Here is a 14224-nt window from a genome sequence, read left to right on the forward strand (position 1 = left end):
CCCTCGAGCTAGCCGCTACGAGGATGGTGACCAAGTTCGGCCTGCATCGAGGCGACTCGCTGCCGGGCGCGGGCGTCCGCGTGTTGCTGTTGTGCCGCCGTGACGACGAGGGCATCTGGGCCGGGAAACACCGTTGCCACATGGCCGTCGCCAAGCCAGCGCACCACATACGGCGGCGCGCCGTCGGTGCCGCGGACCTCGGTGATCAGGCCGCGCTGATCCGCTTGATCCGTGATCGTGCCCTTGATCACGAGCCAGTCGCCCACGTCGGCCTTCACTGTCGACCCCCTGTCGGCTGCCGCAATCCTCAACTGCCGAAACGAGTGTGCGGCAGTACCGGTACGCCCGACCAGGGCCATAGGTGATCGATGTCGCAATAGAGGACTTCCGCCTCTATCACTCACGCTGAATCACATGGTCCGATAGAAGTTGTCTGGGATGGCTCGTCAGATGGAGGTACGGTCATGAGCACTTCTCAGTTACAACCAAGGACGCAGATGTTGGCTCGGGTCCTCGGTCCTTTTACTGTCATTGTCTGCATCACCGCCGTGGCGCGCGCCTCGGACATGTCGGCGCTGCTCTCGCAATTTGAGGCGAATTCGCTGTGGACCTGGGTGGCCGGCGCCTTCGTTCTGGTGTTCGGCCTGATTATGGTCGCCGCGCATCAGTACTGGCGGGGCGCCGCGGCGATCATTGTGTCGCTTTTCGGCTGGCTTATCACGCTGCGCGGGCTCATGCTGCTGGCGTTTCCCAAGGCGTTCGTTTCCCTGGCCAACGCCATGATGGACGCGCAAGGGCTGTGGGTCGCGCTCTGCATCGCCTTCGCCGTGGTGGGGCTATATCTGACCTACGTCGGCTGGATGTCGGCGCCCGACCAACCGGCGCCACAAACGGAAAGGTCCGCCAAGGATCTTCCGCGCGCCGCCTGAGGTTGCGTTCAGGACGCACGAGAACTTGTAGGTCTGCCTCATTGCGCGCTGAATCGGCAATACTCGCGACATGAGCGAGTACGACCCAGAGCCCGTCGACCGGTTGCCCTACTCGACGCCGGAGAAGTCACGGCGGTACCAAACCGACCGCTATCGCGGTGCCGCAGGACTCAATTGGTACCACACCGATCCCACTCTGCAAGCCACGATGGCGTACTACCTGCAGCCCAACGAGCTGACGGTGGTGGAACCGCACTTGACGCGCATCGGTCAGTTAATGGGCGGGCCGGTCGCACGGTGGGCTGACGAGACCGACCGCAATCCGCCCCGGCTGGAGCGCTACGACCGCTGGGGACACGACATCAGCCAGGTCGTGATGCCCGCCTCATTCATCGAGTCCAAACGCGCGGTGCTGGATGCCCAGAGCGCGCTGCGGACCGAAGCCCGCCGGGCCTCGCTGAGTTCGTCGTTGGCGATGTTTGCCTCCAACTACCTGCTCAACCAGGCAGACATTGGAATGGGCTGCGCGCTCGGCACCGGCGGTGGCATGGTGCAGTCGCTGGTAGCTGCGTACGCGCCGGCCGACGTGCGGGAGCACGTGCTGGCCAAGTTCGATTCCGGTGAATGGGCCGGTGAAACAGCGCAGCTGCTGACCGAACGAACCGGGGGCTCCGACCTGGGAGCTCTCGAGACGACGGCTCGACGGACCGGCGCCGGGGACGGCGCCTGGCTGCTCAACGGCTTCAAGTGGTTTGCATCGAACTGCGCCGGCGAGGCATTCGTCGTCCTCGCCAAACCCGAAGGCGCCCCGGATTCGACCCGTGGCGTCGCCAATTTCCTGGTGTTGCGGACCCGCCGCGACGGCTCCCGTAACGGGATACGGGTCCGTCGCCTCAAAGACAAGCTCGGCACCCGATCGGTCGCGTCCGGTGAGGTCGAATTCGTCGACGCCGAAGCGTTCTTGCTGTCCGGCGAGCCCACCGGCCCAGAGGCCGCAGCCGGCCCGTCCGACGGCAAGGGCCTTGGCCGCATGATGGAGTTGACCAACGCCGCGCGGCTAGGCATCGCGCTCTTCGCGCTCGGCAACGCACGCCGCGCCTTGGTGGAGTCGCTGTGCTACGCACGGCAGCGCCAGGCGTTCGGCGGGGCGCTGATCGACAAACCGCTGATGCGCCGCAAGCTGGCCGAGCTGATCGTCGACGTTGAAGCCGCCCAAGCCCTGGTGTTCGACGGCACTGGCGCCACCAACCACCGCCAGCCCCGGAGGATGCGACAACGTATCGCCGTGCCGGTCACCAAGCTGAAGGTCTGCCGCCTGGGCATCACCGCGGCATCAGACGCGATCGAGATCCACGGCGGCAACGGGTATATCGAAAGCTGGCCGGTGGCGCGGTTGCTGCGCGACGCACAGGTCAACACCATCTGGGAGGGCCCCGACAACATCCTGTGTCTCGATGTGCGTCGGGGTATCGAGCAGAACCAGGCCCACGAGACCCTGTTGGCGCGGCTGCGTGATGCGGTGTCGGTGTCCAACGACGACGAGACGACGCGCCTGGTCACCGGCCGCATCGAGGATCTCGATGCGACAATCACCGCATGGGCCAAACTCGACAGGCAGGTGGCCGAGGCACGGCTGTTCCCGCTAGCCCAATTCATGGGCGACGTCTACGCGGCTGCGTTGCTCACCGAGCAGACCGCGTGGGAACGAGAAGCCCGCGGCACCGACCGAAAAGCGCTCGTCGCCCGGCTGTACGCGGGCCGGTATCTAGCCGACCGTGGGCCGCTGCGCGGCATCGACGCTGACACGGACGAGGCCCTGGATCGATTCGACGAACTCGCAGACGGTGCTTTCACGGACCATCCGTAGCTTCAGGAGATCTGTTTCGGACCCGACGGCTAAGCGGCGTGCTCGGTTCAGGCTCTGGTGTCGAACCGGTAGGAGTCAGCGTCGCGGGCGATGGTGCCAGCGACGGGTTCCGGGAAGTGGCTGCCAATGAAGAGCGTCTCGGAATCGGCGAGTTCGTGAAGAACCATGCGCCTCGTGCCGGTGCTGGCCGCGGGGTTCTCATCGGCCGCGTTGGCCCATTCGGGATGAGCGATCTGACATGGGTGGTGGAAGCTGTCACCGGAGAGGAACGCTTTCTCGCCGCCGGAGGTGATTTCGACTGCCACATGGCCCGGCGTGTGCCCGGGTGTGGGGACAAGCCGCAATCCTGGTACCAATACGTGGTCCATGTCGACGAGCAGCGCAAGACCGGCATCGACAATGGGCTGCACCGATTCCTGGTAGACAGCAACCTGGGTCTTACTCACTCGCTGCGCCCACGGCTCCAGGTCGCCGCCGACATCGCTCGGATCAGTGGGCGACGACTGACTTTGCGCCCTCCAATGGTCATGCTCCCGGCGAGCGAAGAGATATCGCGAGTTGGGAAACGTCGGCTTCCAGCGGTCGCCGTCGAGGAAGGTGTTCCAGCCGACGTGATCCATGTGCAGATGGGTGCACACCACGGCGTCGACATCGGCAGGGTTGAAGCCAGCTTTCAGGAAGCGTTCGAGGAACCCGGTCCGCCGGTGCGCCCATTCGGGAACCACCACGTTTTCCTTGTTATCGCCGACACAGGTGTCGACCACGACAAGCTTGCCGCCGTGCTCAACAACGAATGCCTGCACGACCCCAAGCAGTTCACCGGTTGCATCGACGAAACGATCGTCCAGCCACGCTAGTTCGGCAAGGGCGTCGGGCGCTGCGCTCGGGATGGTGTTCGACAACCCGATGACGTCCTGCTCATAGACCGAGGTAACTGTCGTCGAGCCGATCTGAATCTTCATGCCGCGCGGCCAGTCTCCTCACCCCCCGCGCCCACCCTACTGATCGTTTGGCGACACGAGGGCAAAGGTCTCGCAGGCGTCGGTGGCCAGGTCTAGACGGGGATCAGGCCGTGCTTGCGCCCGACCCGCCACCACAGTTGCTTGTCCCGTAACAAGTGCATTGACTTGCGCAGCAACAGCCGGGTTTCGTGCGGATTGATGACCGCGTCGATGAACCCGCGCTCGGCGGCAATCCAGGGAATCGCCATATTGAGGTTGTAGTTCTCCACGAAGGTCTTCTTGATCGCTTGGGCCTCCGGCGCGTTCGGATCGGGGAAGCGCTTCATCAGCAGCTGCGCGGCACCATCGGCACCAATCACCGCGATCCGCGCGGTCGGCCACGCGAAGTTCAGGTCCGCGGTCAGCTGCTTGGATCCCATGACCGCGTACGCGCCGCCATAGGACTTGCGGATCGTGATCGTCACCTTCGGCACGTCAGCTTCCACCACCGCGTAGAGGAACCGGCCGCCGCGCTTGATGATCCCGTTCTTCTCCTGCTCGACCCCGGGCATGAATCCGGGCGTATCCACCACGAAGACCAGCGGCGTGCTGAACGCGTCGCAGAACCGGATGAAGCGTGCGGCCTTGTCGGAGGCTTCGTTGTCGATCGACCCCGACATGTGCATGGGCTGGTTGGCCACCACACCCACCGGGCGGCCGTCGATCCGCGCGTAGCCGGTGATAATCGCCTGTCCGGCTTGGGCCGCGACATCGAGGAAGTCGCCGTCGTCAAAGATCCGCAGCAGGATCTCGTGCATGTCATAGGCCATGTTGTCCGAGTCCGGCACGATGGAATCGAGCTCCAGGTCGTGGGCGGTGACCTCGGGCTCCAGGCCGGGGTTCACGATCGGCGCGGTGTCGAAGCAGTTGGACGGCAGAAACGACAGGAAATCGCGCACGTACTGGTACGCCGCGGTCTCGGACTCCACCACCTGGTGGATGTTTCCGTAACTGGCCTGGTAGTCGGCGCCGCCCAGTTCATCGAGGGAGACGTCCTCGCCGGTGACGTCCTTGATCACATCCGGCCCCGTGACGAACATGTAGCCCTGGTCGCGCACCGCCACCACGAGATCCGTCTGGATCGGCGAATACACCGCTCCGCCAGCGCACTTACCGAGGATGATCGAGATCTGCGGCACCAACCCGGAAAGTAGCTCGTGGCGGCGACCCAGCTCGGCGTACCACGCCAGGGAGGTGACCGCGTCCTGGATGCGGGCACCTCCGGAGTCGTTGATGCCGATGATCGGGCAGCCGACCATCGCACACCACTCCATCAGCCGTGCCACCTTGCGGCCGAACATCTCACCGACCGTCCCACCAAACACCGTCTGGTCATGGGAGAAAACTCCCACCGGCCGGCCGTTGATCATCCCGTGCCCGGTGACCACACCATCGCCGTAGAGCGCGTTGGGGTCGCCCGGGGTGCGACACAGCGCCCCAGTCTCCATGAAGCTGCCCGGGTCCACCAGTTCGTAGATGCGCGCGCGGGCACTCGGGATGCCCTTCTTATCGCGTTTGGCGGCGGCCTTCTCACCGCCAGGCTCTTTGGCCAACTCCTGACGAGCGAGCAGCTCAGCTAGTTTTTCCGCGGTGGTGTGCTGGATGGGAGCTGGCGCCATCTCCGTCACTAGTTGCCTACCTCACCTGGTTCTGGACCTGTTCTGACGTATCCGGCTGCCGTTCAGCCCGCAATCGTTTCCAGCGCGCGGGTCATGTGTTCGCCTACCTTGGCGATGATCGGCTCATCGATGGCCTGGATGTGCTCGCCACCGATCGGCACGACCTCGAGGTCGGAGACGTACTCGCCCCAGCCACCGTCCGGCTGGCGAACGGCATACCGCGGCTCGAACATGATCGCGTCGTCATGGTAGCGATCGGCCATGTAGAGCGTGACATGCCCTTCGTAGGACTGGATCTGGGCGGTGTCGATCGCCCTGTTGTCCAGGTACGACGTGCGCTGGTGTTCGATGATCCCGGCCGGAATCTCCACACCGCTCTGCTTGACCGCCTCGAGCACAAACCGGACCTGCCCCTCGTCGTCGAGCTCTTCGAGCTGCTCGTACGGGATTTCCGGGACGGTGACATTGAAGGTCTTCTCCGCGAACCGGGCATAGCGGTCCCAGCGCTTACGGATCTCCTCCTTGGTCTGCGGGATCTCCTCGCCGGCACGCACCGCGTCGATCAGCCCTACGAACCTGACGTCCTTGCCCAGGCGGCGCAATCCGATCGCGCATGCGTAGGCGAGCACGCCACCCAGCGACCAGCCGGCCAGAATGTAGGGTCCGTCACCCTGCAGCTCGATCAGCTTGGGCACATAGGCGGCAGCACGTTCTTCGATCGACCCTTCCACTCGCTCAAAGCCGTACATCGGGGTATCCGCAGGCAACCGGTTCAGCAGCGGCTCGTACACGACCGTGGAGCCGCCGGCCGGGTGGAACACGAACACCGGCGGCTTGGAGGCGTCCCCGGCGCTGCCCTCAGGCCGCGCCCGCAAAGTACGGACGAACCCATCGACCTGGCCGGCCTCAAGGAAACCCCGCACCTTGTCGGCGAGCGCTTCAATGTTCGACGACGCCAGCACGTCCTCGGTGGTAATCGACCCTTCGGCACGCTCGGCAAGGCGCTGCGCCATCTTTGCGGCGGTGTCCGCGTCCAGCTTTGGCAGCGTGTTGAAGATCCCTCCCGGCGACTTCCCGGTGACGATCGCCCACGTCGCGAACGTCACCCGCTCCGCGGCATCTCGTGGCGGCACGTCGGAGTTCAGCGCCGCAGCCACAGCCTCCTGGTTGAGGGCACCGGCCGCCGCGGCCAGGTTCGGCTGCTCACCGTTGCCCGACACACCTGCGGGACCCGACGGATCCGTCGGCGGCGGCGGAATCGGCTGGTCCGATGCCGGCGGTGGCGCCGTGACCTCGGGCGCCGCAGCGGGCGCCGCTGGTTCGGAGGTGCCGCCGCCCTTCCCGTACAGCAATTCCGCCTGCTCCCGGGCAATGTCCTCGGCGGTCTGCGTCTTCTGGTGCTCAGCCAGTTGCTCGACTTCGTCGCGGTGCTCGACCGCGTACTCGATCAGCTTCTCGACGTTGTAGAGGTTGGCGTCCCGCACGGCCTGCAACTGAATGGGCGGCAGGTCGAAGTCGTACTCGACGCGGTTCTTGATCCGCACCGCCATCAGCGAGTCCAGACCCAGCTCGATCAGCGGCACCTCCCAGGGCAGGTCCTCGGGTTCGTAGCCCATGGCCGACCCGACGATCAGGCCCAGCCGCTCAGCGATGGTCTCGCCGGAATCCGGTGTCCACCTGGTCATGCCGGACGGCATGTACCGGTTGGTCAGGCTGTCTGCCAGCGTCTCGGCGTCGTCGTCTTCGGCGGAAGATTCCGCGGGCGCCGTCGCCTCGGTTGGGGCTGCGATCACCGAACCGGCACCCACCGCCGTCGGCAACACGCCCTCGTGGCCCGCACGGGCGACCAGCGCGTCGTAGACGAGGGTGAAGGACTCGTCGATGCGGGCGTGCACCTGAACCGCCGCGCCGCCGGGGTGGCGCGTCATCGTCGTCACCAGCCGTGCGCCCTCGCCGGGCACGGCACGCGGCTCCGCCGCCGTCAACTGGGCGTCCGGCAGCACCTCGGCCGTGGCGGCTCGCACCAACGACGCCAGATCGGTAGCGCCGCCGGGTGCGTACTCCCAGACGTGGCGGCCATCCGGCAGCGCGACGTGGGTCCCCGGCATGATCGCCGCGCTGGCGGCCGCCGAGAAGTTCACATCCAGCCAGTGTTCTTTCCGCTTGAATCGAGTGGGCGGGATATTGGCGTAGTCCTCGGGTCCAATTGGCCCCGAGGATGGCCGGGGAAACAGTGTCCGGACGTCCAGGTCGTGGCCGTACACGAAGAGCTGAGCCATCGTCGAGACGATCGACTCGACTTCGTCCTGCTTGCGAGCCAGGGTTGGGATCAATTGGGCGTCGTGCAAACCGGCCGACGCGGTCGTGAGACCCACCTGCATCAGTGCCACTGGGTTGGGTGCAAGTTCCAGGAAGGTGGTGTGCCCGCTGTCGACCGCATTGCGGATCCCGTGGGTGAAGTAGACGCTGTGCCGCAGGCCCTTCTTCCAGTACTCGACATCGTGAATCGGCTCGCTGCCCGGCTTGACGTAGCTGCCCTCGTGGACCGTCGAGTAGATCCCGGCCGTGGGGCTCATTGGTTTGATCCCCTGCAACTCGGCGGTGAGCTCGCCGAGCAGCGGATCCATCTGCGAGGTGTGGCTGGCGCCCTTGGTCTGGAATTTGCGGGCGAACTTGCCCTCGGATTCCGCGCGGGCGATGATCGCGTCCACCTGCTCTGGCGGGCCGCCGATGACCGTCTGGTTCGGCGCGGCGTAGACGCACACTTCGAGATCGGGAAAGTCGGAGAACACCGTCTTGATCTCGTCAGCGGAGTATTCCACCAGCGCCATCAACCGGATGTACTCGCCGAACAGCATCGCCTCGCCCTCGCCCATCAGATGCGAGCGCGAGCAGATGGCGCGGGTGGCGTCGCGTAGCGACAGGCCGCCGGCGAAGTAGGCCGACGCGGCCTCACCGAGCGACTGCCCGACCACCGCGCCGGGTACCGCACCGTGGTGCTTGAGCAGCTCACCGAGCGCGATCTGAATCGCGAAGATGGTGACCTGTGTGGTTTCGATGCCGTAGTCCTGTGCGTCGTCAAGGATCAGCTCCAGCACCGAGTAGCCCAGCTCGTCCTGAACCAGCGCGTCGACCTTCTCGATCCACTCGGCGAAGACGTCGTTGCGCAGGTACAGGCTCTTGCCCATCTTGCGGTGCTGCGCACCGAACCCGGCGAGCACCCACACCGGGCCGTTGGTGACCGGCCCGTCGACGCTGAATACGTTGGGTGCCTGCTTGCCCGCGGCGACCGCCTGCAAACCCTTGATCGCTTCGTCGTGGTCATGGGCCAGCACCACCGCCCGGGACCGGCCGTGGTTGCGCCGCGATAGCGACCGGCCGATCGATTCCAGCGATGACGCCTGGCCTTCCGGTGTCTGCATCCAGTCGGCCAACTCGGCCGCGGCAGCCTTCTTGCGGGACGTGAGAAACGCCGAGACGGCAAGCGGAACCAGCGGCGGCTTGACGCCCTCTTCGGCTTCCTGTGCCGCGAGCTCCTGCAGTGCGACTTCTTTGAGCCGTAGCGCCTCGTCGGTGAGCCCCGGCAGTTCGGGCTCGGACTCCTCGGTCGTGGCGGCGTCGGTGATGATCTCGCCGTATTCGTCGAAGCGCAGCGCGTGACTTTCCAACGCACCCGCCTCGGCCGCAGCCGCTTGCGCGGAGTCGGCGGCTACCGGCTCCGGTTCCTGTGACGCCTTTTCCATCACGTCGCGTGGCAAGACCTCGCGGACCACCATGTGAGCGTTGGCGCCGCCGAAACCGAAGCTCGACACCCCGGCGAGCGCGTAGCCGCCATAGCGTGGCCAGTCCGTCGCCTCGTCGATCATCTTCAGGCGCATCGCGTCGAAGTCGATGTAGGGGCTGGGTCCGGCGAAATTGATCGATGGGGGCAGTTTGTCGTGCTGCAAGGCCAGCACCACCTTGGCCATGCTGGCCGCCCCGGCGGCCGACTCCAGGTGCCCCACGTTGGTCTTGACCGCACCCAGCAGCGCCGGCCGATCGGCGGGACGCCCTCGGCCGACGATGCGGCCCAACGCCTCGGCCTCGATCGGGTCGCCGAGAATGGTGCCCGTACCGTGCGCCTCGACGTAGTCGACCTGACGCGGATCGATCCCCGCATCCTTGTAGGCCCGACGCAGCACGTCGGCTTGCGCATCCTGGTTGGGTGCGATCAGACCGTTGGACCGGCCATCGTGATTGACCGCGCTGCCGGCGATTACCGCCAGGATCTGGTCGCCGTCGCGGCGGGCGTCGTCGACTCGCTTGAGCACGAGCATGCCGCCGCCCTCGGAACGGGTGTAGCCGTCAGCGTCGGAGGAGAACGACTTGATCCGGCCATCGGGCGCTAGCACCGCCCCAATCTCGTCGAAGCCAAGAGTCACCATGGGCGTGATCAGCGCGTTGACACCGCCGGCCACCGCCACATCGCATTCCCCGTTGCGCAGCGCCTGGACTCCTTGGTGCATGGCCACCAGCGAACTCGAACACGCGGTGTCGATGGTGACCGACGGCCCCCGGAAGTCATAGAAGTACGACACCCGGTTGGCGATGATCGAGCTGCTGGTGCCAGTGATCGCATACGGGTGTGCGACCGTGGGGTCGGAGACGGCCAAGAAGCTGTAGTCATTGGTGGAGCTGCCGACATACACGCCGACGGCCCCGCCGCGCAGGCTGGACGCCGGGATGCGGGCGTGCTCGAGAGCTTCCCAGGTCAGCTCCAGCGCCATTCGCTGCTGCGGATCGATGTTGTCGGCTTCGGTCTTGGCGACCGCGAAGAACTCGGAATCGAAGCCCTTGATGTCCTTGAGGTAGCCCCCACGGGTGCGGGCATTGCCCACGCGCTCGGCCAACCGTGGCTCCTGGAGGAATTCCGCCCAGCGGCCTTCGGGTAAGTCGGTGATCGCGTCGCGGCCTTCGAGCAGCGCCTCCCAGGTCTGGGCCGGACTGTCCATCTCGCCAGGAAAACGGGTGGACAAGCCCACGATTGCGATGTCGACCCGCTCGGCGGGGCCGGGGCGGGACCAATCCTCGTCCTGGGTGCCGTCGTCGGCTCGTTCGGGCTCGCCTTCGATGATCCGCGTCGCGAGCGATTCGATGGTCGGGTGCTGGAATGCCACGGCAACAGACAGAGTGACACCGGTCAGGTCTTCAATGTCGGCGGCCATCGCGACCGCATCCCGTGACGCCAAACCAAGCTCGACCATCGGCACCGATTCATCGATCTGATCCGACGGCTTGCCCACGGCCCTGCCCACCCAGTCGCGCAGCCATTGGCGCATCTGGGGAACGGTCATCTCGGCGTTGGTGGCCGGTGCGTCCGCCCCCTCGGAGCCGGCGGCGGTACCGTCTAGCTGCTGGTTCTGGGCGTCTGAGTTGTCCTGGATATCGTCTGTGTCAGCCATGGTCACCCGGCTCAGTCCGACGTGGCGAAGGTCGTTGGGGAACCGACGCCGCTGCGCAGGCTGTCGTCGAGGTATGCCGCACGGCACGCGCGGCGGCCGATCTTCCCGCTGGAGGTTCGCGGAATCGTGCCGGCCGACACCAGCAGCACGTCGCGCACGGTCACCGCGTGGCCGACGGCGATGGCCGCTCGGATGTCGTCAACGATGGGCTGATGCTCGAGCTTGTGCGTACCAGCCGCGCGCTCCCCGACGATCACGAGCTGCTCGGAGGTGTCCTCGGGGTCGAATTTCAGGCCGACGTGCGGGTCGTCGAACACCGACTCGGGCAACTGGTTGGCCGGCACGGAGAAAGCGGCGACATAGCCGACACGCAAGGCCTTGGTCGACTCCTGCGCGGTGTACTCCAGGTCCTGCGGGTAGTGGTTGCGCCCGTCGATAATGACCAGGTCCTTGATCCGGCCCGCGATATAGAGGTGCCCCCTGAAGTACGTGCCGTAATCGCCGGTGCGTACCCATAGCCCGTCGTCGGCGGCCCCCTCAGCGTGCGACTCGCTGATTCGCGACTTGAGAATGTTCTTGAAGGTCTTGGTGGTCTCTTCTTCCTTGTTCCAGTAGCCGCTACCCAGGTTGTTGCCGTGCAACCAGATCTCCCCGATCTGCCCGTCCGGCAGCTCGCTGGCAGTGTCCGCGTCGACAATGACCGCCCATTCGTCCACCCCGATTCGGCCGGCCGAGACCTGCGCAACAGCATTCGGCGCGTCGGCGGGCACCTCGACAAACCGCTGCTTGTTCAGCTCGTCGCGGTCGACATGAATGACCGTCGGTGCCTCATCCATGGGCGTAGTCGAGACGAACAACGTCGCCTCGGCGAGACCGTACGACGGCTTGATCGCGGTCTCCTTCAATCCGTACGGGGCGAACGCGGCGTAGAACTTGCGCATCGAGGCCGGCGACACCGGCTCGCTGCCGTTGAGGATCCCCTTGACGTTGCTCAGGTCCAGTGGCGGCTCATCGTCGCGGGGCAGCCCACGCACCGCGGCATGTTCGAACGCGAAGTTCGGCGAGGCCGAGAACGTGCCGCCGGTCTCGCCGGGTTTGCGAGCGAGCTCGCGGAGAAAACGGCCGGGCCGGCGCACAAACGCCGCGGGCGTCATGAAGGTGAAGGAGTGCCCCAGCACCGATGCGAGCAGCACCGTGATCAGGCCCATGTCGTGGAAGAACGGGAGCCAGCTGACGCCGCGGTCACCCTCTTGTCCCTCTAGGGCATTAAGCACCTGCACCACATTCGTAGGCAAGTTCAGATGGGTGATCTGCACGCCCGTCGGCGTTCGGGTCGAGCCCGACGTGTACTGGAGGTAAGCGGTGGTGTCCGCGTCGGCCTCGGGCTCCTGCCAGGTGGCGGCGACCTCGGTGGGCACCGCATCGACTGCGATGACGCGGGGCCGCTCCTTGGCCGCACGACTACGGATGAACTTGCGGACACCCTCGGCGGACTCGGTGGTGGTCAGGATGGTCGACGGCGTGCAGTCGTCGAGCACCGCGTGCAACCGGCCCACATGCCCAGGTTCAGCCGGGTCGAACAACGGCACCGCGATCCGGCCGGAGTAGAGCGCGCCGAAGAAGGAAATGAGGTACTCGAGGTTCTGCGGGCACAGGATGGCGATACGGTCGCCCGGCTGAGTGACTTGCTGCAGACGTGCTCCCACCGCGCGGTTGCGCGCGCTGAATTCCGACCACAGGATGTCGCGCGCAACGCCGTCGCGTTCAGTCGAGAAGTCCAGGAACCGGTAGGCCAGCTTGTCGCCACGAACCTTCGCCCACTTCTCCACGTGACGAACCAGGTTGGTGTTTTCCGGAAACCGGATCTTCCCATTCACGATGAACGGGTTGTGGTACGCCATCCCACTCTCTCCTGTCACAACGCATCTCGGTGCCGGCTCCGCCGACAATTACAGCTCCGCGCACCGACACCAGCGGAACTCGCTACTGCGGGCACCATCCGTTGCCAGTTTGGACCCGAACGGGTCATCACCATGCTCTTAAATTCCTCTTAATGTTACGGGGAGGGGCGCGGCAGACCAAATCACACGTTACCGCTGATCGAGCCAGTATCGGTGCACTGAAAGCTGTGTCCGGTGCTCGATAAAACCCTCAAGTCACCCTTGAGTGGGCGCCGCCGAAGCACTCACCCGTGCTTAGGGTGCGGTGCGTTCTTGATCAGCTTTTCTGCCCAGTTCAATGTCCATTGGGTCGCCGTCTCTCCGTCCGAATTCCAGAACTCGGGCGTGGCGTACATCGCATGGACTGGCCCCGCGGCACCGCCAGCGAGGGTGTTCAGCGTGGTCGGTAAATTGGCGGGGCTAAACGCCTCCGCCGGGGCCGCGCAGATCAGGTCACCCGCGGCGCAGATTTCGTTGGTCCGATCGTCGAGCGCACCGAAACCGCCCGGGCGCGCGCCAGTCATGGTCAAGCCAAGACCCGCCAACACCGGCACTTCATGCAAAGTGATCTCGGCGCCCTCGCCTGGAGGGTCGGGAGGGATCTGGTTGCCCACTCCTTGCTGGCGACGGCCGTCGGCAATCAGGGTCACGCCGAGCACCAGGTCCTCATCGACGGGTCCGCGTCCATTGCCGATATCGCTGGCAAGGTCGCCGGCGATCACCGCTCCCTGTGAGAAGCCGATCAGCACGTAGCTGGTCAATGGGCATTTGTTGTTCATGGCGGTCATCTCCTTGACCGCCACCCGGGTGCCTTCTGCCCGGCTGTCGTTGTAGGACATCTGACCGTCAGCGCTCAGCGGATTGTGAAACTGCGCGGTGTAGGGCACGGTGTACGTCTCCACCCGGGATTCGGGAAACTGTTCGGCGATCGGCTCAGTCACCGTGAGCAGCAACGCTTTCGGAAACTGTATCGGATGAAGGGGGTCGTCCTGCGGCGACGACTCCCAGGTGCCCGGAATGGAGATGAGCTGCACATCAGGGCAGGACGCGTCCTGAAAAGCCGGTCGCGGCTTGCGGGGGTGGGACGTCGTGGGACCCGGCGTCAGGACGCCTGGCGGCACGGCACTCGGCGGGGACTGCTGACTCCGAAGCATGATCACCACCGCGACGATGACCAGCGCCACGACTGACGCCATCGCGACGGCTGCGGTCCAGGCGAGGATTCGGTGGCGTTTGCGCCGGGCGTTGCTGGCCATGTTCTCCTGCTAGCAGATTCGGTGGGTCCCAGGATTGGGCTGGGTAGGGCTCTGGGTAGGGCTCAGCACGAAGACCCTAGGCGGCGGCAAATGCGCACCGTCGCGCCCTCACTCACCTGAGCCGCGTGGTGGCGCGGCCCCGCCCGTCTGTTGCTCTCTCTTATACGGTAC

8 protein-coding genes are annotated in these 14224 nt (G+C 65.5%); 2 read left to right on the forward strand and 6 right to left on the reverse strand.

Annotated features, from left to right (window positions below):
* Window positions 1–8: 8 nt before the first annotated feature.
* On the reverse strand, window positions 9–278 hold the full coding sequence (locus tag F6B93_RS21930) for a DUF1918 domain-containing protein (protein WP_211696955.1): 270 nt from the start codon (window positions 276–278) through the stop codon (window positions 9–11).
* Between the two features lie 186 nt (window positions 279–464).
* Between F6B93_RS21930 and F6B93_RS21935 the strand changes: the two genes are divergently transcribed.
* Both F6B93_RS21935 and F6B93_RS21940 read left to right on the forward strand, forming a co-directional pair.
* Window positions 465–929: a hypothetical protein gene (locus F6B93_RS21935; RefSeq protein WP_211696956.1), complete on the forward strand. Its 465-nt coding sequence runs from the start codon at window positions 465–467 to the stop codon at window positions 927–929.
* A gap of 70 nt (window positions 930–999) precedes the next feature.
* Window positions 1000–2796, forward strand: coding sequence for an acyl-CoA dehydrogenase family protein (locus tag F6B93_RS21940; protein ID WP_211696957.1), 1797 nt, complete (start codon window positions 1000–1002; stop codon window positions 2794–2796).
* 47 nt (window positions 2797–2843) lie between these two features.
* On the opposite strand, the gene F6B93_RS21945 is transcribed toward F6B93_RS21940, so the two are convergent.
* From F6B93_RS21945 to culp6, 5 genes are all read right to left on the reverse strand, one after another.
* Entirely contained in the window at window positions 2844–3758 is a 915-nt protein-coding gene (locus F6B93_RS21945; protein ID WP_211696958.1) for an MBL fold metallo-hydrolase, read from the reverse strand.
* Window positions 3759–3850: 92 nt separating this feature from the next.
* Window positions 3851–5416, reverse strand: coding sequence for an acyl-CoA carboxylase subunit beta (locus F6B93_RS21950; protein ID WP_211699666.1), 1566 nt, complete (start codon window positions 5414–5416; stop codon window positions 3851–3853).
* A 62-nt stretch (window positions 5417–5478) separates the two neighbouring features.
* Window positions 5479–10749: a polyketide synthase Pks13 gene (gene pks13, locus F6B93_RS21955; protein WP_246541175.1), complete on the reverse strand. Its 5271-nt coding sequence runs from the start codon at window positions 10747–10749 to the stop codon at window positions 5479–5481.
* Window positions 10750–10868: 119 nt separating this feature from the next.
* Window positions 10869–12758 (reverse strand): long-chain-fatty-acid--AMP ligase FadD32, encoded by a 1890-nt coding sequence (fadD32, locus tag F6B93_RS21960; RefSeq protein WP_211696960.1) that lies wholly within the window; start codon window positions 12756–12758, stop codon window positions 10869–10871.
* 284 nt (window positions 12759–13042) lie between these two features.
* Complete coding sequence (gene culp6 / locus F6B93_RS21965) at window positions 13043–14053, reverse strand: carboxylesterase Culp6 (RefSeq protein ID WP_211696961.1); 1011 nt, start codon at window positions 14051–14053, stop codon at window positions 13043–13045.
* Window positions 14054–14224: the final 171 nt, after the last annotated feature.

Origin of the sequence: Mycobacterium spongiae, from assembly GCF_018278905.1 — a bacterium.
GTDB lineage: Bacteria > Actinomycetota > Actinomycetes > Mycobacteriales > Mycobacteriaceae > Mycobacterium > Mycobacterium spongiae.

Coding starts and splice junctions, on each gene's coding strand:
- F6B93_RS21935 (WP_211696956.1), top strand. CDS start 465: ATGAGCACTTCTCAGTTACAACCAAGGACGCAGATGTTGGCTCGGGTC.
- F6B93_RS21940 (WP_211696957.1), top strand. CDS start 1,000: ATGAGCGAGTACGACCCAGAGCCCGTCGACCGGTTGCCCTACTCGACG.
- F6B93_RS21945 (WP_211696958.1), bottom strand. CDS start 3,758: ATGAAGATTCAGATCGGCTCGACGACAGTTACCTCGGTCTATGAGCAG.
- F6B93_RS21950 (WP_211699666.1), bottom strand. CDS start 5,416: ATGGCGCCAGCTCCCATCCAGCACACCACCGCGGAAAAACTAGCTGAG.
- pks13 (WP_246541175.1), bottom strand. CDS start 10,749: ATGACCGTTCCCCAGATGCGCCAATGGCTGCGCGACTGGGTGGGCAGG.
- fadD32 (WP_211696960.1), bottom strand. CDS start 12,758: ATGGCGTACCACAACCCGTTCATCGTGAATGGGAAGATCCGGTTTCCG.
- culp6 (WP_211696961.1), bottom strand. CDS start 14,053: ATGGCCAGCAACGCCCGGCGCAAACGCCACCGAATCCTCGCCTGGACC.